The sequence below is a fragment of the Comamonas granuli NBRC 101663 genome (genome assembly GCF_000739995.1).
Classification (GTDB): domain Bacteria; phylum Pseudomonadota; class Gammaproteobacteria; order Burkholderiales; family Burkholderiaceae_C; genus Simplicispira; species Simplicispira granuli.
The window spans coordinates 25,285-45,836 of the sequence record NZ_BBJX01000016.1 but is presented as its reverse complement, the minus strand read 5'-3'; the positions used below and the strand labels follow the sequence as shown (position 1 = coordinate 45,836).

18 protein-coding genes are annotated in these 20,552 nt (G+C 68.5%); 4 read left to right on the top strand and 14 right to left on the bottom strand.

What is annotated here, in order from left to right; translation table 11 throughout:
- Positions 1–23: 23 nt before the first annotated feature.
- Genes CGR01S_RS14560 through CGR01S_RS14545 form a run of 4 tightly spaced genes read right to left on the bottom strand, consistent with a single transcriptional unit; the run spans position 24 to position 3,599 of the window.
- Positions 24–2,270 carry a methyl-accepting chemotaxis protein gene (locus tag CGR01S_RS14560; protein ID WP_042428789.1) on the bottom strand — a complete coding sequence of 749 codons (2,247 nt, stop codon included), beginning with the start codon at positions 2,268–2,270 and terminating at the stop codon, positions 24–26.
- Between the two features lie 21 nt (positions 2,271–2,291).
- Entirely contained in the window at positions 2,292–2,819 is a 528-nt protein-coding gene (locus tag CGR01S_RS14555; RefSeq protein WP_042428786.1) for a chemotaxis protein CheW, read from the bottom strand.
- A 16-nt stretch (positions 2,820–2,835) separates the two neighbouring features.
- Positions 2,836–3,201, bottom strand: coding sequence for a response regulator (locus tag CGR01S_RS14550; RefSeq protein ID WP_011806674.1), 366 nt, complete (start codon positions 3,199–3,201; stop codon positions 2,836–2,838).
- Complete coding sequence (locus CGR01S_RS14545) at positions 3,201–3,599, bottom strand: response regulator (protein ID WP_042428781.1); 399 nt, start codon at positions 3,597–3,599, stop codon at positions 3,201–3,203. Before CGR01S_RS14545 ends, CGR01S_RS14550 begins: the two co-directional genes overlap by 1 nt.
- Positions 3,600–3,944: 345 nt before the next feature.
- Between CGR01S_RS14545 and thiD the strand changes: the two genes are divergently transcribed.
- Genes thiD through yihG form a run of 3 tightly spaced genes read left to right on the top strand, consistent with a single transcriptional unit; the run spans position 3,945 to position 7,070 of the window.
- Complete coding sequence (thiD, locus tag CGR01S_RS14540) at positions 3,945–4,883, top strand: bifunctional hydroxymethylpyrimidine kinase/phosphomethylpyrimidine kinase (protein WP_042428778.1); 939 nt, start codon at positions 3,945–3,947, stop codon at positions 4,881–4,883.
- Positions 4,867–6,174: a glutamate-1-semialdehyde 2,1-aminomutase gene (gene hemL / locus CGR01S_RS14535; RefSeq protein WP_042428775.1), complete on the top strand. Its 1,308-nt coding sequence runs from the start codon at positions 4,867–4,869 to the stop codon at positions 6,172–6,174. Before thiD ends, hemL begins: the two co-directional genes overlap by 17 nt.
- A gap of 38 nt (positions 6,175–6,212) precedes the next feature.
- The gene (gene yihG / locus CGR01S_RS14530; protein WP_042428774.1) at positions 6,213–7,070 is read left to right on the top strand and encodes a 1-acylglycerol-3-phosphate O-acyltransferase, YihG family; all 858 of its coding nucleotides are present in this window, start codon (positions 6,213–6,215) and stop codon (positions 7,068–7,070) included.
- 201 nt (positions 7,071–7,271) lie between these two features.
- Here yihG and purH read toward each other — a convergent pair whose 3' ends face one another.
- From purH to dusB, 3 genes are all read right to left on the bottom strand, one after another.
- The gene (gene purH, locus CGR01S_RS14525) at positions 7,272–8,870 is read right to left on the bottom strand and encodes a bifunctional phosphoribosylaminoimidazolecarboxamide formyltransferase/IMP cyclohydrolase (protein ID WP_042428771.1); all 1,599 of its coding nucleotides are present in this window, start codon (positions 8,868–8,870) and stop codon (positions 7,272–7,274) included.
- 85 nt (positions 8,871–8,955) lie between these two features.
- The gene (locus tag CGR01S_RS14520; RefSeq protein WP_042428843.1) at positions 8,956–9,189 is read right to left on the bottom strand and encodes a helix-turn-helix domain-containing protein; all 234 of its coding nucleotides are present in this window, start codon (positions 9,187–9,189) and stop codon (positions 8,956–8,958) included.
- Positions 9,190–9,194: 5 nt separating this feature from the next.
- Positions 9,195–10,232 carry a tRNA dihydrouridine synthase DusB gene (gene dusB / locus CGR01S_RS14515; RefSeq protein WP_042428768.1) on the bottom strand — a complete coding sequence of 346 codons (1,038 nt, stop codon included), beginning with the start codon at positions 10,230–10,232 and terminating at the stop codon, positions 9,195–9,197.
- A 122-nt stretch (positions 10,233–10,354) separates the two neighbouring features.
- Here dusB and CGR01S_RS14510 point away from each other — a divergent pair, with 122 nt between their 5' ends.
- Positions 10,355–10,891 (top strand): YqaA family protein, encoded by a 537-nt coding sequence (locus tag CGR01S_RS14510; protein ID WP_042428840.1) that lies wholly within the window; start codon positions 10,355–10,357, stop codon positions 10,889–10,891.
- Here the strand turns inward: CGR01S_RS14510 and CGR01S_RS14505 are convergent.
- The 7 genes from CGR01S_RS14505 to ychF all read right to left on the bottom strand — a co-directional run bounded on the left by CGR01S_RS14505 (position 10,842) and on the right by ychF (position 20,494).
- Positions 10,842–12,497, bottom strand: coding sequence for a bifunctional aminoglycoside phosphotransferase/ATP-binding protein (locus tag CGR01S_RS14505; RefSeq protein ID WP_245616816.1), 1,656 nt, complete (start codon positions 12,495–12,497; stop codon positions 10,842–10,844). The two genes, CGR01S_RS14510 and CGR01S_RS14505, sit on opposite strands and share 50 nt — an antisense overlap.
- Entirely contained in the window at positions 12,494–13,729 is a 1,236-nt protein-coding gene (locus CGR01S_RS14500; RefSeq protein WP_042428766.1) for an efflux RND transporter periplasmic adaptor subunit, read from the bottom strand. Before CGR01S_RS14500 ends, CGR01S_RS14505 begins: the two co-directional genes overlap by 4 nt.
- 30 nt (positions 13,730–13,759) lie before the next feature.
- Positions 13,760–16,138, bottom strand: a complete 2,379-nt coding sequence (locus CGR01S_RS14495) for an ABC transporter permease (RefSeq protein WP_042428764.1) — start codon at positions 16,136–16,138, stop codon at positions 13,760–13,762.
- A 22-nt stretch (positions 16,139–16,160) separates the two neighbouring features.
- The gene (locus CGR01S_RS14490) at positions 16,161–16,913 is read right to left on the bottom strand and encodes an ABC transporter ATP-binding protein (RefSeq protein WP_042428762.1); all 753 of its coding nucleotides are present in this window, start codon (positions 16,911–16,913) and stop codon (positions 16,161–16,163) included.
- A gap of 82 nt (positions 16,914–16,995) precedes the next feature.
- On the bottom strand, positions 16,996–18,231 hold the full coding sequence (locus CGR01S_RS14485; RefSeq protein WP_245616815.1) for a GGDEF domain-containing protein: 1,236 nt from the start codon (positions 18,229–18,231) through the stop codon (positions 16,996–16,998).
- Between the two features lie 246 nt (positions 18,232–18,477).
- Positions 18,478–19,383 (bottom strand): EamA family transporter RarD, encoded by a 906-nt coding sequence (rarD, locus tag CGR01S_RS14480; protein ID WP_042428759.1) that lies wholly within the window; start codon positions 19,381–19,383, stop codon positions 18,478–18,480.
- 16 nt (positions 19,384–19,399) lie between these two features.
- Entirely contained in the window at positions 19,400–20,494 is a 1,095-nt protein-coding gene (ychF, locus tag CGR01S_RS14475) for a redox-regulated ATPase YchF (protein ID WP_042428758.1), read from the bottom strand.
- Positions 20,495–20,552: the final 58 nt, after the last annotated feature.

The following is a 20,552-nucleotide window of genomic DNA, read 5'->3' as shown; positions in this document are numbered from 1 at the left end:
GCCCGTATGTGGTTTCTTAGCGGTCAGGCAATCTTGAATCGCGACACGGACTGGCGCAGCTCCTCGGCCATAGCGGAGAGCTCGCGCACCTGCTGGGCCGTCGTGCGCGTGCCTTCGCCCGTCTGCTCGGTCACGGCAAAGATGTGCTGGATGTTGTCCGCCACTTCGTTGGCCAGCGTGGCCTCGCGCGATGCGGAGGACGAGATCTGCTCGATCAGCTCGGCCAGGCGGCGCGACACGCGGTCGATTTCGGTCAGTGCCGTGCCGGCGCTGTCGGACAGGCGCGCGCCTTCGACCACACCCTGGGTGGAACGCTCCATGGCGGCCACCGCGTCCTGCGTGTCCGTCTGAATGGCCTTCACCAGCGCCGAGATCTGGCGCGTGGCGTCCGCCGAGCGCTCGGCCAGGCGCTGCACTTCCTCGGCCACCACCGAGAAGCCACGCCCGGCTTCACCGGCGGACGCGGCCTGGATGGCGGCGTTGAGCGCCAGCACGTTCGTCTGTTCGGTAATGTCAGAGATCAGCTCGGTGATTTCACCGATCTCCTGGGAGGATTCACCGAGGCGCTTGATGCGCTTGGAGGTTTCCTGGATCTGGTCGCGGATGGAGTTCATGCCGCCAATGGCGTTCTGCACGGCCTGCAGGCCGGAGTCCGCCGCCTGCAGCGACTGGCGGGCCACCTGGGCCGATTCCTGGGCCTGGGAGGACACGTCGTTGATTCGGGTGGCCATGTCGAGCACGGACTGGCCCGTTTCACGGATCTCGCGCAACTGCTCGGTCGAGGCCGCGAGCAGCTCGGTGGAGGTGTTGTCCACCATGGCCGTGGTCTGCGCCACGCGGGTGGCCGTCTTCTGCACGCTGCCCACCAGCTGGCGCAGTTCTTCCACGGTGTAGTTCACCGAGTCGGCGATGGCACCCGTGATGTCCTCGGTCACTGTGGCCTCCTGGGTCAGGTCGCCCTCGGCCACCAGCTGCAGTTCGTTCATGAGGCGCAAAATGGCAGCCTGGTTGGCATCGTTGATGCGCTTGGCCTCCTGCTCCTGGCGGCGCGCCTCGCGTTGCTGGACTTCAGCCAGGCCCTGGCGATGGCGGCTGTCGAGCAGTTGCACACGCGCAATGCCGACACCGCACAGCAGCACGAAGGCGCCGACGAGCACCAGGGCAGCCAGTGGCCCGGCGCCCACGCCCGTCTGTGCGGAGAGCTTGCTCTGCAACGCTTCGAGCTGGCGGCGCAGCGGCTCGCTGTCGCCAATGATGGCGGACTGCGCCTCGCGCGCCGACACCAGGCCCTGCAGGTTACCCAGGATGGCGCTTGCCTGGTTGCGCGTATCTTCGTAGAGCTTGATCAGGGCCTGGAGCTGCTCGCGCGTCTGTGCGTCCTTGGAGGCCGAGAGGCGCAGCTCCGGGCTGCCGTCGAGCAGGCCCTGGGCGATTTCCTTGAAAGAGTTCAAGTCCTTGCCCAGAAGGAACACCGCCTCCGGGCTCACGCCTTCGGAGGTCTGGAATTCGTTGGCCGACTTGCCGATGCGCTGCGTCAGCATCACGAGCTGGCCCGCTGCCGAGATCTCGGCTGCCGCGGCGTTTTGCTGGAGCTTGAGCGAGGAGACGGTTTCCGCAATCTCGAGCAGGTCGGAGGACTGGCGGTTGATGGTGCGCAGGGCGTCGCCCACCTGGGTCAGAATCTTCTGCTGCCCCATGACCACGGAGGCGTTGCGCTCGGCACGCTCCATGAGAGGGGTGATGGCGTCGAGCTCGGGACGGTAGGGTTCGCCCAGCGATTGCACCCCCAGCTCCGCGTCGCCTGCATTGAGAGCGCGCACATTGCGCGCCAGCACGCCCGAGCTCTCGACCACGTCCGGGAAGGCTTGCGGGCTGCCCACCAGCGCCTGCGACACCGATTTGGCCAGACGCTGCGACTGCATGAGCGATTGGCCCGTGGCCGTCAGTTGCTGCGCCACGCGGTCTGCCTGCTGGATCACCCAGCCGGCCACCAGCGCCAGCACCACCACGCCCAGGGCCAGCGTCAGCAGAAGGCGGCGCTGATGGCGGGCGGCCGTGGCCTGGCCCAGCAGAGGCAGCGAGATCAGGTCGTCGCGCGTCTCCGCCTCAGGCAACTCGCTCACCGGCGCATCCGGATCTCCCTGCACACTGTCCAGGCCGTCGGCCTGATAGGGCTTGAATACATCCTGGGCCGACACGGGGCCGTCGTCGGTCTGCGGGGCATCCGGCTTGCGGTTGAACAGATCGGCAATTTTGTTGACAACAGACATGGGGCAGCCTTACAGAGGTACTCAAGCACTAATGCTCAGGAAATCGTTGTTTTGCGACAGGGCCTGCACATTCAGCTCCTGCCAGCGCTGGCCGTCGGCATCGACATAGACCGAGCCGAAAAAGGACGGCGTGCCGTCCTGAGGCGGCTCGGAGGCCACAAAGGCTTCGGTGCCACGCAGGCCTGCCAGGCGATCGACCAGCAGCGCCGCATTGACCTCCAGCACCGGATTGAATGCCAGCAGGCTGGCCTCGGACAAGGCCTGCTCGGTGCGCACGGGCGCCTGGCCGAGCAGGCCCGCGAGATCCACCACCCCCGTGAGGCCGCCCCGCAGATTGGCCACGCCCATGAACCACTTCTGGGTGTAGGGCACGGGCTGCACCACGGTCCACGGGAAGATCTCTCCCGCATGGCCCAGGGGCAGCAGGAATTTGTTCCCCGCCGCCTCTACGGCCAGCCAGGAAGAGACCGATGAGCTTTCGGTGCGCGCCGCCTGCAGGCGGCTGGCAAGGCGTATCTGGAGTTCTCGCAGTGCTTCGCGGTTGGCCATAGGAGCTGCAGGTAATTCAGTTGAGCGCGTCGATCTTGGCCTGCAGCTCGGCCGGGTCCACCGGTTTGGTGATGTAGCCGCGCGCCCCCTGGCGCATGCCCCAGACCCGGTCGGTTTCCTGGTTCTTGCTCGTGCACATGATGATGGGCACGTCGGCATACTGGGGATCGCGCGTGATGGCGCGCGTGAGCTGGAAGCCGTTCTGCCCGGGCATGACCACGTCCATGAGGATCAGGTCGGGCTTTTCCTCTGCCAGGCGGCGGAAGGCCTCTTCGGCGTTTTCCGCCGTGCGCACCTGCATGCCCTTCTTCTGCAGCAGATCGGTGAGGAACATCAGCTCGGTCTTGGAGTCATCCACGACAAGCACTTTCTGGATAGGCATCACATCGCTCCTTGATCGGATTGGCCATACTGCTGCACGGCCTGCAGCAACTGGTCTTTGGTAAAAGGTTTGGTCAGATATTCCTGGCAGCCCACCATGCGCCCGCGTGCCTTGTCGAACACACCATCCTTGGATGACAGCATCACCACCGGGGTGCTCGCGAAGCGGGGGTTGCGCTTGATGATGGCGACCGTCTGGTAGCCATCGAGCTTGGGCATCAGGATGTCGCAAAAAATCAACTGGGGGTGGTAGTCGTTGATCTTGGCCAAGGCGTCGAAGCCGTCATCGGCCAACACGACCTCGTGCCCGCCCTGCTTGAGAAAAATCTCCGCGCTGCGCCGGATGGTGTTGCTGTCGTCCACCACGAGCACTTTGAAAGTTGCGCCGCTTGTAGTCAATTTTCACTGCTCCCGATGGGAAAAATAAACAGATGGCAAGAGCCGCGCATGCCATAGTCCAACGATCCGCATCCCACTGGCATCCATGCCCTCCCGGCAACCCGCTCCTGACAGCGAGTATCCCAAACCCTCGTTCCTTCTTGGCAGCCTTTGCACCCGGAATAACCCTCGGGTCCGGCCCAGGCCCTGGTTGCGCGCAACGCGGCAAGAGACCTGGCCGCGGCGCCAGCGGGGCACAGCTTAAGGGGCCTTCACATAGAATGCAACGATTGTAGCCAGCCCCCCGAGCTGGTCTGTGCCGTCGGCACCCGGCCGCGTCACACCCTTCGCCACGCACAGGGCGCCATGTCCTACGAACCGCCAAGCTCCTCCGACGACGACACCCGCAGCACTGCCAGCCATCCCCCCTGCGTGCTGGCGTTCAACGCCGGCGACCCCAGCGGGGCCGGCGGCCTGACGGCAGATGTCGCCACGGTGGCTGCCATGGGAGGGCACCCGGCCGCCGTGGTCACGGGGGCCTATGTCCGCGATACGGAGCGGATCTACGACCATTTCAGTCTGGATGACGAGGCTGTGCACGAGCAGGCCCGCACTGCGCTGGAAGACCTGCCGGTGCAGGCCATCAAGGTCGGTTTCGTGGGCAGCGTGGAGAACCTCAGCGCCATTGCCGAGCTCGCCGCAGACTACGCCGAGCTGCCCGTGGTGAGCTACATGCCGCACCTGTCCTGGTGGCAGGAACCGCACATCGACCAGTACCTGGACGCCTTCCGCGAGCTGCTGTTGCCCCAGACTTCGGTGTTGGTTGGAAACCACAGCACCCTGTGGCGCTGGCTGCTGCCGGACTGGAGCAGCGAGCGCAGCCCCACGGCGCGCGACATTGCAGCGGCCGCGGCCGACATGGGCGTTCCCTACACGCTGGTGACCGGCATTCCCCTGCCTGCGCACCATGTGGAGAACGTGCTGGCCAGCCCCGAGACCGTGCACTGCCATGTGCGCTGCGAGCTGTTCGATGCCACCTTCACCGGCGCGGGCGACACGCTCAGCGCAGCGCTGGCGGCCTTGCTGGCATGCGGCACCGACCTCACCACGGCCTGCACCGAGGCGCTCTCGTTCCTGGACCGCTGCCTGGAGGCGGGATTCCGCCCCGGCATGGGCCATGCCATCCCCGACCGCATGTTCTGGGCCGAGCCCGAGGACGGCGACCCTCCTCCACCCGAAGCCGACAAGGACGACGCACCAACCCTTGAAGGCTATGGATTCCCCTGCCATGACACCAAGCACTGACCTCAACCTCCCCCTGTTCGAACGCGCCAAGGCCGTGATCCCCGGCGGCGTCAACTCTCCCGTGCGCGCCTTCCGCGCCGTCGGCGGCACGCCGCGCTTCGTCAAGCGCGCCCAGGGCGCCTATTTCTGGGACGCCAACGACCAACGCTTCATCGACTACATCGGCTCCTGGGGCCCGATGATCCTGGGCCACGGCCACCCGGCCGTGCTCGAAGCCGTGCAGAAGGCCGTGCTCGAAGGCTTCTCGTTCGGCGCGCCCACGGAGCGCGAGGTCGAGCTGGCCGAGGAAATCCTCTCGATCATGCCCTCCATGGACATGGTGCGCCTCGTCAGCTCGGGCACCGAGGCCGGCATGAGCGCCATCCGCCTGGCGCGCGGCGCCACGGGCCGCAGCAAGATCATCAAGTTCGAGGGCTGCTACCACGGCCACGCCGATGCGCTGCTGGTCAAGGCCGGCTCGGGCCTGGCCACCTTCGGCAACGCCACCAGTGCCGGCGTGCCGCCCGAGGTGGTGCAGCACACGCTGGTGCTCGAATACAACAACGTGCAGCAACTGGAAGAAGCCTTCGTGCTGCACGGCAAGGACATCGCCTGCCTGATGATCGAGCCCATCGCCGGCAACATGAACTTCGTGCGCGCCAGCGTCGAGTTCACGCGCCGCTGCCGCGAGCTGTGCACGCAGCATGGCGCCCTGCTGGTGTACGACGAGGTCATGACGGGCTTTCGCGTGGCGCTGGGCGGCGCGCAAAGCGTCTATGCCCAGGCCATCCCCGGCTTCGAGCCCGACCTCACGGTGATGGGCAAGGTCATCGGCGGCGGCATGCCGCTGGCGGCCTTTGGTGGCAAGCGCGCCGTCATGGAGCACCTGGCGCCGCTGGGCGGCGTCTACCAGGCCGGCACGCTGTCGGGCAACCCTGTGGCCACGGCCTGCGGCCTGGCCACGCTGCGCGAGATCCGCAAGCCCGGCTTCTACGAGGCCCTCTCGGCCTCCACGCGCTCGCTGGTCGATGGCCTCAAGGCCGCCGCCGACGCCGAGGGCGTGCCTTTCAGCGTGGACTGCCAGGGCGGCATGTTCGGCTTCTTCCTGATGCCCGAACTGCCACAGAACTACCCACAGGTCATGCGCACCGACGGCGCGCGCTTCAACCAGCTGTTCCATGGCCTGCTCGACCGCGGTGTGTACATCGCCCCGGCGCTCTATGAAGCCGGCTTCGTGAGCGCAGCCCACACCGCCGACGACATCGCGGCCACGGTGGATGCCGCCCGCGCGGTCTTCCAGACGCTGCGCTGAAGCCCAGTGCACAGCCTTCTCCTTCCGCGAAGCTCTTGATGTCGGCCCTGAAGTTCGTCTTTTCCGCCGTCGTCCTGGTGCTGAACACCCTGTTGTTCTGCGCCTCGATGACGCCCTTTGCACTCATCAAACTGCTGCTGCCTTTTGCTCCGGTGCGGCGCGCCACCGACCGGGTGCTCAACTTCATCCCGCAGTTGTGGATCAGCGTCAACAACTTCTGGCTGATGGCGGTGAACCGTTCCCAGTGGCAGGTCAGCGGCCTGGAAGGACTGCGGCCTGACGGCTGGTACCTGGTGACCAGCAACCACCTGAGCTGGGTGGACATCGTGGTGTTGCAGCGCGTGCTCAACCGCCGCATCCCCATGCTCAAGTTCTTCCTCAAGTACGAGCTGATCTACGTGCCTGTGCTGGGCCTGGCATGGTGGGCGCTGGACTTCCCGTTCATGCGCCGGGGCGGCGGCGCCAACGCGCGCAAGGATCTCAAGGCGGCCCGCGAGGCCTGCGAGAAGTTCCGCCTGCTGCCCACCTCGGTGATGAGCTTTGCCGAGGGCACGCGCTTCACCCCTGCCAAGCACGCCGACCAGCAATCGCCCTACCAGCACCTGCTGCAACCCAAGAGCGGCGGCCTGGGCATGGCGCTGAGCACCATCGGCGACCTGTTCACCGGCCTGGTGGACGTGACCCTGGTCTACCCCCAGGGCACGCCCAGCTTTGTGGACGCCATGTCGGGGCGCCTGGGGGATGTGGTGGTCGTCGTGCGCCAACAGCCCATCCCCCCCGACCTGTTCAAGAACGGCGCGCGCCAGCGCGCCCAACTGCAGAGCTGGCTTGACGGCGTCTGGCAATCCAAGGACGCCCTGATCACTCAGATCAAGGCAACGCCTCCCGCTCCTTGAGCCACAAAAGCACGCGTAGCGTCTGGGCAGCGTGCTGAATCCTTTGCACTCCCACCACTCTTAGACCTGGGCGCAACCCAGGCCAGCGCCCCCGCGCAAGGGCCGCCCCGCCGCGCTGGGGGCGCCCCCCTGCCCGCAGCGCACAGCGCTGCGAGAGCGGGGGGAAAGGCGCCGAAGGCACCTCAGGGGGGTGCACCCCTCTCAATGCCGGAAGTGGCGCACGCCCGTGAACACCATGGCCACGCCGCGCTCGTTGGCGGCGTCAATCACTTCCTGGTCGCGCATGCTGCCGCCGGGCTGGGCCACGCAGGTCGCGCCTGCATCGACCACCACGTCCAGCCCGTCGCGGAACGGGAAGAAGGCGTCGCTGGCCACCACCGTGCCCTGCAGGCTCAGCTTGGCGGCCTCGGCCTTGATACTGGCGATGCGCGCTGAATCGAGGCGGCTCATCTGGCCCGCGCCCACGCCCATGGTCATGCCGTTCTTGCAGAACACGATGGCATTGCTCTTGACGTACTTGGCCACCTTCCAGGCAAACAGCAGGTCGTTCAGCTCTTCGGGCGTAGGCTGCTTGACGGTCACCACCTTCAGGTCGGCCAGCGCCAGCTCGTGGTTGTCGGCCGTCTGCAGCAGCAGGCCCGAGCCCACGCGCTTGGCGTCCATGGCGTTGCGGCCCTGGTCCCAGGCGGACGCACCGCCCTGGGGCAAGGCGATCTTCATCAGGCGCACATTGACCTTGGGCTTGAAAACCTCCAGCGCTTCGGGCGTGAAGTCGGGCGCCATCAGCACCTCGACGAACTGCTTGACCACGGCCTCGGCCGCCGCCTTGTCCACCGTGCGGTTGAAGGCGATGATGCCGCCGAAGGCGCTGGTCGGGTCGGTCTGGAAGGCCTTGCTGTAGGACTCCAGCGCATCCTTGCCCACGGCCACACCGCAGGGGTTGGCGTGCTTGACGATCACGCAGGCGGGCGCGTCAAAGCTCTTGACGCATTCCCAGGCGGCGTCGGCGTCGGCGATGTTGTTGTAGCTCAGCTCCTTGCCCTGCAACTGCACGCCGGTGACCAGCGAACCGGGCGCGGGGTACAGGTCGCGGTACAGCGCGGCCTGCTGGTGGCTGTTCTCGCCGTAGCGCAGGTCCTGCACCTTGGTGAAGATGCCGTTGCTCTGGCCGGGGAACAGCGTGCGCTGGGGCACATAGCCCTCGCTGAGCTTGTCTTGCTCGAAGGTGATGGACGACAGGTAGTCGCTGATCGCGCCGTCGTACTGCGCGATGCGGTTGAAGGCGGCCACCGACAGCGCAAAGCGCAGCTTGTCGCTGAGCTTGCCTTGGGCCTTCAGTTCGGCCAGCACGGCCGCGTACTGGTCGGCCGAGGTAATCACGCCCACATCCTTCCAGTTCTTGGCGGCGCTGCGCACCATGGCGGGGCCGCCGATGTCGATGTTCTCGATCGCGTCGGCCAGCGTGCAGCCGGCCTGGGCCACCGTGGCTTCAAAGGGGTAGAGGTTCACCACCAGCAGGTCGATGGTGGCGATGCCGTGCTCCTTCAGGGCCGCCATGTGCGCGGGCAGGTCGCGGCGCGCCAGCAGGCCGCCGTGCACCTTGGGGTGCAGGGTCTTGACGCGGCCGTCAAGCATCTCGGGGAACTGCGTGACCTCGGCCACCTCGGTCACGGGCAGGCCCTCTTTGGCGAGCAGCTGGGCGGTGCCGCCGGTGGAGAGCAGTTGGATGCCCAGGGCGTGCAGGGCACGTGCGAAGTCGACGATGCCGGTCTTGTCGGAGACGGAGAGAAGTGCGTTCATGGTGGCCTTAGGTTTTGAGATAAAAATCGGCTCTAGCGCCCTGCTGGCAAGCGCAACGTGCTATGTAAAAAATAGCAATTGAGGATCAGAGCATCTTGTGCTCCACGAGCTTTTTGCGCAGGGTGTTGCGGTTCAGGCCCAGCCATTCGGCCGCGCGCGACTGGTTGTGGTCGGCCTGCGCCATGACGACCTCCAGCAGCGGTTTCTCCACGACGCGCACCAGCATGTCGTACATGCCGTTGGGCGTCTCGCCGCCCAGGTCGCTGAAGTAGCCCAGCAGGCTCTCACGCACGCAGTCCTCGATGTGCTTCTTGCTCATGGCGTTCATCCCTCCGCGTCTTGTGCATCGGCGTCCTGCAGGGGGCTCGGGGGCAGCCGGTCCATCTGCTGCCCCAGGGCGTCCAGATAGCCGGCCACGGCCTGCCATTGCACCTGGCAGTCGTCGATGGTGTTGATATGTTGTCTGAAGGCCTCGCCCCCGGGCAGGCCGCGCAGGTACCAGGCGATGTGCTTGCGCGCGCTGCGCGTGCCCGCACCTTCGCCGTAGAGGCGGTAATGGTCCTGCAGGTGTTCGAGCAGCAGGCTGCGCAGTTCGTCCACCCGGGGCGGGGCCAGGTGCTCGCCCGTGGCCAGGTAGTGCGCGATCTCGCGGAAGATCCACGGCCGCCCCTGGGCGGCGCGCCCCACCATGACGGCGTCTGCACCCGTATGTGCCAGCACGGCGCGCGCCTTCTCGGGGCTGGTGATGTCGCCATTGGCGACCACGGGGATGGCCACCTGCGCCTTCACCGCGGCGATGGTGTCGTATTCGGCCTGGCCCTTGTACCCCTGCTCGCGCGTGCGGCCATGCACCGTGAGCATCTGGATGCCCACGGCCTCGAACTGGCGCGCAAGCTGCACGGCGTTGCGGTGCCGCTGGCACCAGCCCGTGCGCATCTTGAGGGTGACGGGCACGCGATGCGGCGCGCAGGCCGCGACCACGGCTTCGGCGATCTGCACGGCCAGGGGCTCGTTCTGCATCAGCGCCGAGCCCGCCCATTTGTTGCAGACCTTCTTGGCCGGGCAGCCCATGTTGATGTCGATGATCTGGGCGCCGCGGTCAATGTTGTAGACCGCGGCCTCGGCCATCATGGCGGCATCGGTGCCCGCGATCTGTACCGCGATCGGCCCCGGCTCGCCCTCGTGGTTGGCCCGGCGCGAGGTCTTGAGGCTGTTCCACAGGTCCTTGCGCGAAGTCACCATCTCGCTCACCGCGTAGCCCGCACCCAGGCGCTTGCACAGCTGGCGGAACGGCCGGTCCGTCACCCCGGCCATGGGGGCGACAAACAGGCGGTTGGCCAAGGGGATGGGGCCGATGTGCATGGAGGCGCGCGGAGGCTGGCAGACAGCCGGTGCTGAAAAAGGAGGCAGGATTGTAGCTGCTCAAAATTTCAGCAACTGAAATGGACACCGGCGCGCCGCCGCTCGCCTACACTGGCGCTCCCATGGAGACCTGGATCCTCCCCTTGCTGCATTGGCTGGCCCTGCCGCAGTTCGGCCTGGGCACGGTGTTCGTGGTCTCCTTCGTGTCCGCGACGCTGCTGCCGCTGGGCTCAGAGCCGGCCGTGTTCGGGCTCATCAAGCTCAACCCCGATCTCTTCTGGCCCGCCATCCTCGTGGCCACGGTGGGCAACACCCTGGGCGGTGGCGTGAGCTGGTGGATGGGGCTGGGCGCGCACCGCGCCTGGGATGCCGCGCGCCGCCACCGGCGGGCCGGCCACCCCCCGGCTGCCGAGGCCAAGCCGGCGCGCGAACTCAGCCGCAACGAGCGCCGCGCGCGCATCTGGCTGCGCAAATGGGGCGCCAAGACCTGCCTGCTGAGCTGGCTGCCCGTGGTGGGCGACCCGCTGTGCGCCGTGGCCGGCTGGCTCCAGCTGCCGTTCTGGCCCTGTCTGGCCTACATGGCCATAGGCAAGTTCCTGCGCTACCTGTTCATGACGACGGTGCTGCTGCATCTGGTGCCGGGCCAGGTGGGGCTGTAGCCGGCTCGGGCGGCAGCAGCACGTCCCAGTCCACCGGCCGGGTGGTATCCACATGCACGGCCAGGGCCTCTTCCTGCGCAGACAGCGGCCGCGCCGCTGCCCATTGCGCCAGCAGCACCTGCTCGTCGGCCTCGGAGGCATCACCCCCCGCGCGCTGGCGCGCACGCACGCGCTCGCGCAGCACGGGCAGCGGCGCCTCGAAGCACAGGATGCGGCAGGGCACGCCCAGCGCACGCGCCAGGGCGAAGAAGCGCTCACGCATGGCCGGGTCCAGGAAGGTGGCATCGACCAGCACCGGCAGGCCCGCGGCCAGCACGGTGCGCGCCAGGTGCGCCAGCCGCTCGTGCGTGCGCAGCGAGGCCGCGGCCGTGTAGATGCCACCCGCCACCGCATGGCTGGAGGCTTCGGGCGCCAGGCCGAACAGGCGCTTGCGCTCCACATCGGCGCGCAGGCGCACCATGCCGCGCTGGCACGCCAGGGCCAGCGCCTGCGTGCTCTTGCCCGAGCCGGACAAGCCATGCGTGAGCCACAGGGCCGCGGGGCGCGGCGCAGTGAAGCGCTCGGCCAGGTCCAGGTAATGCTGCTGCTCCTGCACGCTCGCCGCCTGCTGCGCCCCGGCCGCCTGGCTGGCGCGCATGCCGGCAACGCGGGCGCGCACCAGCGCCCGGTACACCCGGTAGTAGTCCAGCACCTGCAGGCCCTCATAGTCGCCCGACTGCTCCAGCCAGGCGTTGAGAAAACGCCAGGCGAGGTCGGCACGCGCGCGCGCCTCCAGGTCCATGACCAGGAAGGCGATGTCGGCCACGCAGTCGATCCAGCGCAGCGCAGCGTTGAACTCGATGGCGTCGAACAACTGCGGCTGCCCGTCCAGCAGCACCAGGTTGCCCAGGTGCAGGTCGCCATGGCATTCGCGCACCCGGCCCGCGGCCAGGCGGGCGCCCCAGACGGCCTCCAGGCCGGCCCCCTGCCGCGCGCACCAATGCGCCAGGCGCTGCACCTGCGCCACAGCGGCGCTGCCACGGGCCGTGGCCTCGGCCTGCAGGGCAGCCAGCACGTCGGCCACCGGCGTCCGCACGGCCTGCGGCGTGCCCCAGGGCTGCCCGGGCCGCGCCACGGCAGCCTGGTCATGAAAGCGTGCGATGTGCTGCGCCAGCGTGTCGATATGCCCCGGCTGGAGCTGCCCGCGCTCGAGCACCTGCGCGAGCAGGGCCTCCTGCGCAAAGCGGCGCATGCGCACGGCCGGCTCGGCACCTGGCGGCGCAGCCTCCAGGGGCAGCAGGCGCGCGGAGCCGTCCGCTGCAACCGTCAGCCCCACCAGCCCGAGGTACAGGTCGGGCGCCGTGCGCCGGTTGATGCGCAGCTCCTCGGCGCACGCGCTGCGGCGCAGCTCCAGGGTGCTGAAATCGAGGAAATCGAGCTTCAGGGGCTTCTTGAACTTGTAGGCATAGTCACCCGCCAGCAGCAGCCAGGAGATATGCGTCTCCAGCCACTGCACGGCGTCGGCTGCGTGGCCAAAGGCCTGTGGCGCCTGCTGCAGGGCGCGCAGGCGCTGCTCGGCGGCAGCGCAGGCCTGCTGCGCGGTCTGGTCCATGGCTGCGTCCGTCATGGCGCGCGCAGGCGCACACGGGCGCCGTCGGCCAGCGTGGCCGGGGGATAGACCACGACCTGCGCCCCCACGTCCAGCCCCTGGCGCACCCAGGCGTGGGTGCTGCCGCGCGCCTCCAGCTCCACGGGGACACGCCGCGCACGCCCCTGCTCCACCACGAACACGGCCATGCGCGGCGCAGCAGACGCGGTGGCGCCGGCACCGGCGCCATCCGGCAGCGGGAACAGCGCGCTCAGGGGTACCAGCGTGGCCTGCTCCGCCTCGCGCGTGAGCACGCGCACGACCACGCGGTAGCCGTCGCCCAGCGCCGCCCACTGCGCGGCCGGGCTCGTGAGGTCGATGAGCACGTTCACGCGCTGCTCTTCCACCCCCAGGGCGGAGACCTTGGTGAACGCCGCCGGCTCGACGCTGCGCACGCGGGCCTGCAGCACGCCGGGGCCACCCCAGCGCTCGATGCGCACGGGGCTGCCCGCGCGCACCTGCAGCGCATCGGTGGACAAGAGCGGCGCCACCACTTCGAGCTGCGCGGTGTCGCCCAGCTCGATGAGCACGGCGCCCAAGCCCACCATGCCCTCGCTGGTTTGCGCCACGCGCAGCACACGCCCCGCCACCGGCGCGCGCACCTCGAAGGCCCGGCCCGCACCCGGCGCCTCCGGGCGGCGCACCACGTCGAGCGCCGCGCGCGCCTGCGCCAGGTCGGCGCGCGCCGCCTGCTGCTCCAGCACGGCGGCCTGCGCATCCTTCTGCGCGGCGTCCAGGGCCAGGTGGTCAGCCTCCAGGCGCGCGGCGGCCACAAAGCCCTGGCGCGCCAGATCCTCGCTGCGGCGCAGGTCGCCGCGCGCCTGCTCCAGCACCGCGCGGCTGCGCTCGGTGCGCACCCCGGCGCGCTGCACGCCGGCCTGCGCCGCCTCCACACGTGCCTGCTGCTCGCGCAGGCCGCGCTCGTCGAGCAGGGCCGGCAGCGCCGGCAGGATGCGCGCCACCACGTCGCCGGCGCGCACCGCGTCGCCCTCGCGCAGGGCAATGCGCTCCAGGCGCCCGGCCAGTGGGGCGGAGACGGCGTAGCGGTCGCGCAGCCGGGTCTTGGCATCCTCTTCGATGCCGGCCTCGAACCGGCCCTGCACCACGCTGGCCACCTCCACCGGCAGCGGCCGGGGCGCGAACGCCCAGGCCAGCAGCGCCGCCAGTGCCACCACCGCCCCTGCGCCCAGCATCCATGTCTTCTTCTGCATTGCTCTTGTCCTTGTCCTGTCCGCGCGGGCTCATTCGCGCGTCTTGAGCGCGCCCACCATGTCGAGCCGGTCGATGCGCCGCCGCACCACCAGCGCGCTGGCCGCGCCGGCCGCCACCACGCACAGGCCCGCCACGGCGTAGGTGCGCGCACTGATCACCACCGGGAAGAGAAACTGGTCGTTCTTGAGCAGCGTCACCACCAGGTGCACCAGCCCCCATCCCAGCGCCATGCCCAGGGGCAGCGCCAGCACGATGCCGATGGCCAGCTCGCCCAGCAGCAGGGCCGACACCTCGCCCCGCGTGAAACCCAGCACGCGCAGGCTGGCCAGCTCCCAGGTGCGCTCGGCCAGGGCGATGCGGGCATTGTTGTAGACCACGCCCACGGCGATCACGGCCGCGAACAGCGTGAGGATGGTACTCATGATGCGCACGTTGCGCGCGCTCACATCCTGCATGTTGCGCAGCAGCGTGGCCTTGCTGAAGGCGCCCGCCACGCGAGGCAGCTCCTTGGTGGCTTCCAGGAAGCGGGCCTCGGTGCCGGGCTCCAGCGCCACGGCGAACTGCGAGGCCACATCGCCTTCCTGCAGCCAGCGGTTGAGGGTGTCGCGCTGCACGTAGGCGTTGAGCCCCATCATCTCGCGCACGGTGGCCTGCACGCGCACCTGCAGGCTGCGCTGGCGCCCTTCCAGCACCTCCAGCAGCACCGTGTCGCCGGCGCGGATGCCCAGTTTGTCGGCCAGGCGGTCGGTGAGCAGCAGGCCGGTGGCTGGCACGGTGCTCTGCCGCCCCTCGACGTCGATGATGCGCTGCAGTTGCGCGCCCTGTTGCACGCCCTGCAGGCCCACGCGCTCGCTGCGGTGCCCGTGCTGGATGCGCACGGCCACGCTGCGCGTGGGCTCCACCAAATGCACGCCGGGCAGGCGTGCCAGTTGCAGGCGGGCCAGCGCATCCACGGGCTCGGCCATCCACACATTCACATCGCTGCGCATCGACAGGTGGAACGTGGTATCGACGATATGGTCGATGGCATCGCGGAAGAAGTTGCCCATGATGACGATGGCCACCGCCGCCGCCGTGCCTCCGATGGTCAGCAGGGTGCGCAAGGGCTTGCGCTCCATGTTGCGCAACACCATGCGCAGCGCCGGTGGAATGCGCTGCACGCCCAGGCGTTCCAGCGTGGTGCGGCGGTACAGGCCTGGCGCCGGCGGGCGCATGGCCTCGGCCGGCGCCAGGCGCACGGTGGCGCCCACGGCGCTGAGCGTGCCCAGCAGCGCCGTGCCCCCCGTCACACAGGCCCCCACCACGATCAGCCAGGGCGCGATGCGGTGCTCGAACACCGGAAAGAAGAAGAACTCCATGTAGAGCCGGGTCAGCAAGGTGCCCAGCCAGTCGCCCAGCGCCACGCCCAGCACCAACCCCGCGGCCACGATCAGCGCCACGAGCTTGAGGTAGTGCCCGGCGATGGCCGCATTGGCATAGCCCAGCGCCTTGAGCGCCGCGATCTGCTCGCGCTGCGTGGACACCAGGCGCGAGAGCACCACATGCAGGAGGAAGGCCGCCACGGCCAGGAAGATGGCGGGCAACACGGTGCCCATGACATGCATCTCCTTGATCTCGTTGTTGAGCATGGCGTGCGAGGTCTGGTCCTCGCGGCCCCGGGCATCGCGCCCGCCGTAGGGCGCGAGCAGGCGCGAGAGGCCATCGAGCACGGCGGGCTCGGAGGCCTGCGGCGCCAGCTTGATGGCCACGCGGTTGAACGCGCCCTGCATGTCGTAGGCGGCGGCCAGGGCCTCGCGGTCTACCCAGAAGACGCCGAAGCCGCGCATGTCGGGCATGCCCGCGAGGCCGGCAAAGATGAACTCGGGCGACAACGCCGTGCCCACGATGCGCAGCTGCCGCTGCTTGCCGTTGACGAGGGCCGTGAGCTCGTCGCCCGGCCGCAGCCCGCGCACGCTGGCAAAGCCCGCGGACACCAGGGCGTCGATGGCGCCGTCGCCGCGCGCCGCTCCGGAACCGGCGGGCGCCAGGGCACGCCCCTTGCCCACGGTGACCTGGTTCATGCGCGGCGGCTGGCGCAGGTCCACGCCGATGAGCTGGCCCAGGATGGGGTCGGCCACGCCGGCCATCTCCACGCGCACCACCTGCTCCACCGTCACCTGCACATCGGCCACGCCGGGCACGCCACGCAAGACCTCGGCCAGCGCCAGCGGCGCGCGCTTGACGGTGACGAAGGCATCGGCGAAATGGCCCCGGGCATAGAACTGGTCGCGCGCCAGCGCCAGCGAATCCACCGCCGACAGGCAGGTGATGAAGCCGCCCAGGCCGCTGGCCACCACCAGCGCGATGGTGAGCGCCTGGCTCCACATGCGCCGCAGGTCACGCAGCAGCTTACGGTCGAGGGCTTTCATGCTTTGCGGCCGCGGAGCGGCGTCACCAGGACAGCTCCGACGGCGTGACGCGGTGCGCGTTGCGCTCCACGCGCTGGATGGTGCCGTCGCCCAGGTAGACCACGCGGTCGGCCATGGCGGCGATGGCGGCGTTGTGCGTGATGACCACCGCCGTCGTGCCCAGCTCGGCGTTGATGCGGGCGATCACCTCCAGCACCATCTTGCCGGTCTGGTAGTCGAGCGCGCCCGTGGGCTCGTCGCACAGCAGCACCTCGGGGCGCTTGACGATGGCGCGCGCGATGGCCACGCGCTGCTGCTCGCCGCCCGAGAGCTGCGCCGGAAAATGGTCCTGGCGCGGCGTGAGCCCGACGAGCGCGATGGCCTCGTCGATGGGCATGGGGTGCGGCGCGATGTCGGTCACCAGCGCCACGTTCTCGCGCACCGTGAGGCTGGGGATGAGGTTGTAGAACTGGAAGACAAAACCCACATGCTCGCGCCGGTAGGCCGTGAGTTCGGCCTCGCTCGCGCCGGTCAGGCGGTGGTCGGCGAACCAGACCTCGCCCGTGCTGGGCACGTCCAGCCCGCCCAGGATGTTCAGCAGCGTGGATTTGCCACTGCCCGAGGCGCCCAGCAGCACCACGAACTCGCCGCGCGCGATCTCCAGGTTGACATCGTGCAGCGCCCGCACCTGCACCACCCCGGTCTGGTAGGTCTTGCCCAGGCCGCGGGCGCGAAACACGGTGGACGAAGGTGGTGGACCCGCAGCGGCGGAGTCCGAGGTGGTCGGTGCGCTCATGCCCTGTCAGTGTGGTGCCGATCCGGCCATTGTCACCCACTGCCCGCCAGGCAGCGCACGAGGCGCGAGCGCGGGCGCCCCGTCACCCCGAGGCGTAGCGCCGCCCGGGGTGCAGCGGCGTGGGCACCGTCACCGCGGGCTCCGCGTCTTCGCCGTCGTCCGGCACGGGCTGGACCGTCACCGAAGGATCGCCCTTGCGCGTGGGCTCCTCCACCACCACCTGGTTGCGCCCGCCCTCCTTGGCGAGGTAGGTGGCGGTATCGGCGCGCGAGAAGAACTCCAGCACCGATTCGCCCGGTACGTACTGCGTGACACCGATGGAGACGGTGACGCGCCCGCGGGGCAGTCCCTTCCAGGTCTGCGCCTCGACCTGGGCACGGATGCGCTCGCAGGTGTTGAGCGCGGGCAGCAAGGCAGTGCCGGGGAAAATCAGCAGGAACTCCTCCCCGCCATAGCGGCCGAAGATGTCTTCCGCACGCACATTCTCCTGCGCCACGCGAGCGAAAGCGCGCAGCACCTCGTCGCCCCCCAGGTGCCCCAGGGCATCGTTGATGCGCTTGAAATGGTCCAGATCGATCACCGCCAGGCACAGGGGGATGCCCGTCTCGTCGGCCAACTGCTGCTGCTCTTCGAGCGCAGTGACGATGTAGCGCCGGTTGTAGCACCCGAGCAGGGTATCGCGCTGGGCGTCTTCCTGGATGTTCTTGATCTTGCGGTTGGCACGGTGCAGGATGTGGTGCAGCAACTGCACCTTGCCGATCAGGAAGACAAACGCCGGCACCGCCGCCCCCAGGGCCAGCAGGTGCATGAGCTCCAGGCGCAGCAAGGCCGCGTTCTGCTGCTCCCAGTAGTGCAGGGCCACGACGGCCGCGTAGCCCGCGATGAGATAAAAGCCAAGCAGATAGGCCAGCGCGCGCCGGATGCGGTACATGCCATACGCCAGCGCCACGAAGGCAAAAGGCGCGAGCACGATCTGCGTGACGGGCTCCAGGTAGAACACCGCCAGCATGCCGGTCAGCGCAAGAAAGACGATGGGGAACTTCAACCGCTTCTCACGCAAGCGCCGGTTCACCCCTGAGCGGAAGATCAGCAGGAACAGCAGCAGGCCGCCGCCCATCATGGCCACCAGGGCATAGACCGTGCGCGGCTGCACCATGCCCAGGGCATGGAAAACCACCACCACCATCAGGTACAGGCACAGCAGGCAGACGACGATGAGCCACTTCTGCAGCGTGGTGCGCTGCCCGGGCAGGCGGCGCATGTCCAGTTCCCGGCGCGAAAGCCGGATGCCCTCGGACGCCGAATCATCGAAGTCCATGATCGCGTCGGTCAGCGGAAAAACGTCCGTTGTCGTGAACTGCGGCTTTTTGCGAGCGGAGAACATGGATAAGAAGCGGACAGCGCCCTGGGCGGAAGTGGAATGCAGCGATCCTGGAGGGGCCGACGCGGCGGCCTGCGGGGTTGACGGGCTTCAGGGCACGGCAGCATTCCGGTGGCAAAGGCACATGGTACCCTGCCCTGGAGAGCAAACAGCGCATGTTACGGCTGGTAAGAAAGCCCCACCTCAGTGTTTTCCAGTATCACCGGGCACCAGCCGCGCATCGGCTTTGCGCATCTGGCTCCAGCCTTCGAGGGTGTAGACCAGCAGGGCCGCCCAGATCAGGCCGAAGCCCAGCATGCGCTGCGGCGCAAAAGGCTCACCAAACCACAGGATCCCCAGCGCCAACTGCATGCTCGGCGAGATGTACTGCAGTATGCCCATGGTGGCCAGCGGGATGCGGCGTGCGCCGGCCGCAAACATGAGCAAGGGCACGGCCGTGATCGGCCCGCCCAGCAGCAGCCAGCCCAGCGTGGCCCCGTCTCCGTGCACGAATGCGCCCTGCCCCTGCCAGGCCCCATAACCCAGCACGGCCAGGGCCAGCGGCGCGAGCAGCACGGTCTCCAGCGTCAGGCCCTCCAGGGCACCCAGCACGGCCACCTTGCGCAGCAGGCCGTAGAACCCGAAGGTCAGCGCCAGGGCCAGGGCAATCCAGGGCACATGCCCCGCCTGCAGCGTGAGCCACAGCACCCCGCAGGCAGCCACCGCCACCGCCAGCCACTGACCGGGCCGCGGGCGCTCGCGCAGGAACACGAAGCCCATCCCCACGTTCACCAGCGGCAGGATGAAGTAGCCCAGGCTGGCATCGACCACATGGCCGTTGTTGACGGCCCAGACATAGGTCAGCCAGTTGGCCGACAGCAGCAGCGCCGAGAGCGCAAACGCACCGAGCACGCGCGGCTGGCGCAGCACATCGCGCACCCAGGCCCACTGGCGGCGCAGCGCCAGCACCACCAGCACGAACACCAGCGACCAGAGCGTGCGGTGCAGCACCACCTCCAGCGCCGGCACGGACGCCACCTGGTGGAAGTACAGCGGAAACAGCCCCCAGGACAGGTACGCCAGCGCGGCGTAGGCGACGCCCGTGTTCATGCGCAGGCAACCGGTGTCAGACGTTGAACAGGAAGTTCATCACGTCGCCATCCTTGACGACGTAGTCCTTGCCCTCGGCGCGCATCTTGCCCGCGTCCTTGGCGCCCTGCTCGCCCTGGTAGGCAATGAAGTCGTCGAAGGCGATGGTCTGCGCGCGGATGAAGCCGCGCTCGAAGTCGCCGTGGATCACGCCGGCCGCCTTGGGCGCGGTGTCCCCGACGTGGATGGTCCAGGCGCGCACTTCCTTGACGCCCGCGGTGAAGTAGGTCTGCAGGCCCAGCAGCTTGAAGCCCGCGCGGATCAGGCGGTTGAGGCCCGGTTCGTCCTGGCCCAGTTCCTTGAGGAATTCCAGGCGGTCGGCGTCGTCCATCTCGGCCAGTTCGGCTTCGATCTTGGCGCAGATGGCGACCACGGGGGCGTTCTGCTTGTCCGCGTATTCCTGCAGGCGGTCGAGCAGCGGGTTGTTCTCAAACCCGTCCTCGGCCACGTTGCCGACGAACATGGCGCGCTTGGCGGTGATCAGGCACAGCGGCTTGAGCAGCGCGCTTTCCTCATCGGTGAATTCGAGCGCGCGCACGGGCGTGCCCTGGTCCAGCGCGGCCTGCACGCGCGTGAGCACCTGCACGAGCTTGGCAGCTTCCTTGTCATTGCCGCTCTTGGCCGCCTTGGTGTAGCGCTGCAGGCTTTTTTCCACCGTGCCCAGGTCGGCCAGGCACAGCTCGGTCTGGATGACCTCGATGTCGGCAATGGGGTCTACGCGTCCCGCGACGTGGATCACGTTCGGGTCCTCGAAGCAGCGCACCACGTTGACGATGGCGTCCGTCTCGCGGATGTGCGCCAGAAACTGGTTGCCCAGGCCCTCGCCCTTGCTCGCCCCGGCCACCAGGCCCGCAATGTCCACGAACTCGACGATGGCCGGCACGATGCGCTCGGGATGGATGATGTCGGCCAGTTGCTGCAGGCGCGGGTCGGGCACCTCCACCACGCCCGTGTTGGGCTCGATGGTGCAGAACGGGTAGTTCTCGGCGGCGATGCCGGCCTTGGTGAGGGCGTTGAAGAGGGTGGACTTGCCCACATTGGGCAGGCCCACGATGCCGCATTTCAGGCTCATGGCAGGGCTTTCTGGTGAATCGCTGGAAAAACCGTAGATTTTACGGCTCCTGGCGCAT

What these genes read in the sequence shown, in the direction of transcription:
- purH (WP_042428771.1), bottom strand. Translation starts at nt 8,870, where the DNA reads ATGAACGCACTTCTCTCCGTCTCCGACAAGACCGGCATCGTCGACTTC.
- CGR01S_RS14520 (WP_042428843.1), bottom strand. Translation starts at nt 9,189, where the DNA reads ATGAGCAAGAAGCACATCGAGGACTGCGTGCGTGAGAGCCTGCTGGGC.
- CGR01S_RS14505 (WP_245616816.1), bottom strand. Translation starts at nt 12,497, where the DNA reads ATGACGGACGCAGCCATGGACCAGACCGCGCAGCAGGCCTGCGCTGCC.
- thiD (WP_042428778.1), top strand. Translation starts at nt 3,945, where the DNA reads ATGTCCTACGAACCGCCAAGCTCCTCCGACGACGACACCCGCAGCACT.
- rarD (WP_042428759.1), bottom strand. Translation starts at nt 19,383, where the DNA reads ATGAACACGGGCGTCGCCTACGCCGCGCTGGCGTACCTGTCCTGGGGG.
- yihG (WP_042428774.1), top strand. Translation starts at nt 6,213, where the DNA reads ATGTCGGCCCTGAAGTTCGTCTTTTCCGCCGTCGTCCTGGTGCTGAAC.
- CGR01S_RS14555 (WP_042428786.1), bottom strand. Translation starts at nt 2,819, where the DNA reads ATGGCCAACCGCGAAGCACTGCGAGAACTCCAGATACGCCTTGCCAGC.
- CGR01S_RS14495 (WP_042428764.1), bottom strand. Translation starts at nt 16,138, where the DNA reads ATGAAAGCCCTCGACCGTAAGCTGCTGCGTGACCTGCGGCGCATGTGG.
- CGR01S_RS14560 (WP_042428789.1), bottom strand. Translation starts at nt 2,270, where the DNA reads ATGTCTGTTGTCAACAAAATTGCCGATCTGTTCAACCGCAAGCCGGAT.
- CGR01S_RS14490 (WP_042428762.1), bottom strand. Translation starts at nt 16,913, where the DNA reads ATGAGCGCACCGACCACCTCGGACTCCGCCGCTGCGGGTCCACCACCT.
- CGR01S_RS14510 (WP_042428840.1), top strand. Translation starts at nt 10,355, where the DNA reads ATGGAGACCTGGATCCTCCCCTTGCTGCATTGGCTGGCCCTGCCGCAG.
- CGR01S_RS14500 (WP_042428766.1), bottom strand. Translation starts at nt 13,729, where the DNA reads ATGCAGAAGAAGACATGGATGCTGGGCGCAGGGGCGGTGGTGGCACTG.
- CGR01S_RS14485 (WP_245616815.1), bottom strand. Translation starts at nt 18,231, where the DNA reads ATGGACTTCGATGATTCGGCGTCCGAGGGCATCCGGCTTTCGCGCCGG.
- CGR01S_RS14550 (WP_011806674.1), bottom strand. Translation starts at nt 3,201, where the DNA reads ATGCCTATCCAGAAAGTGCTTGTCGTGGATGACTCCAAGACCGAGCTG.
- hemL (WP_042428775.1), top strand. Translation starts at nt 4,867, where the DNA reads ATGACACCAAGCACTGACCTCAACCTCCCCCTGTTCGAACGCGCCAAG.
- dusB (WP_042428768.1), bottom strand. Translation starts at nt 10,232, where the DNA reads ATGCACATCGGCCCCATCCCCTTGGCCAACCGCCTGTTTGTCGCCCCC.
- ychF (WP_042428758.1), bottom strand. Translation starts at nt 20,494, where the DNA reads ATGAGCCTGAAATGCGGCATCGTGGGCCTGCCCAATGTGGGCAAGTCC.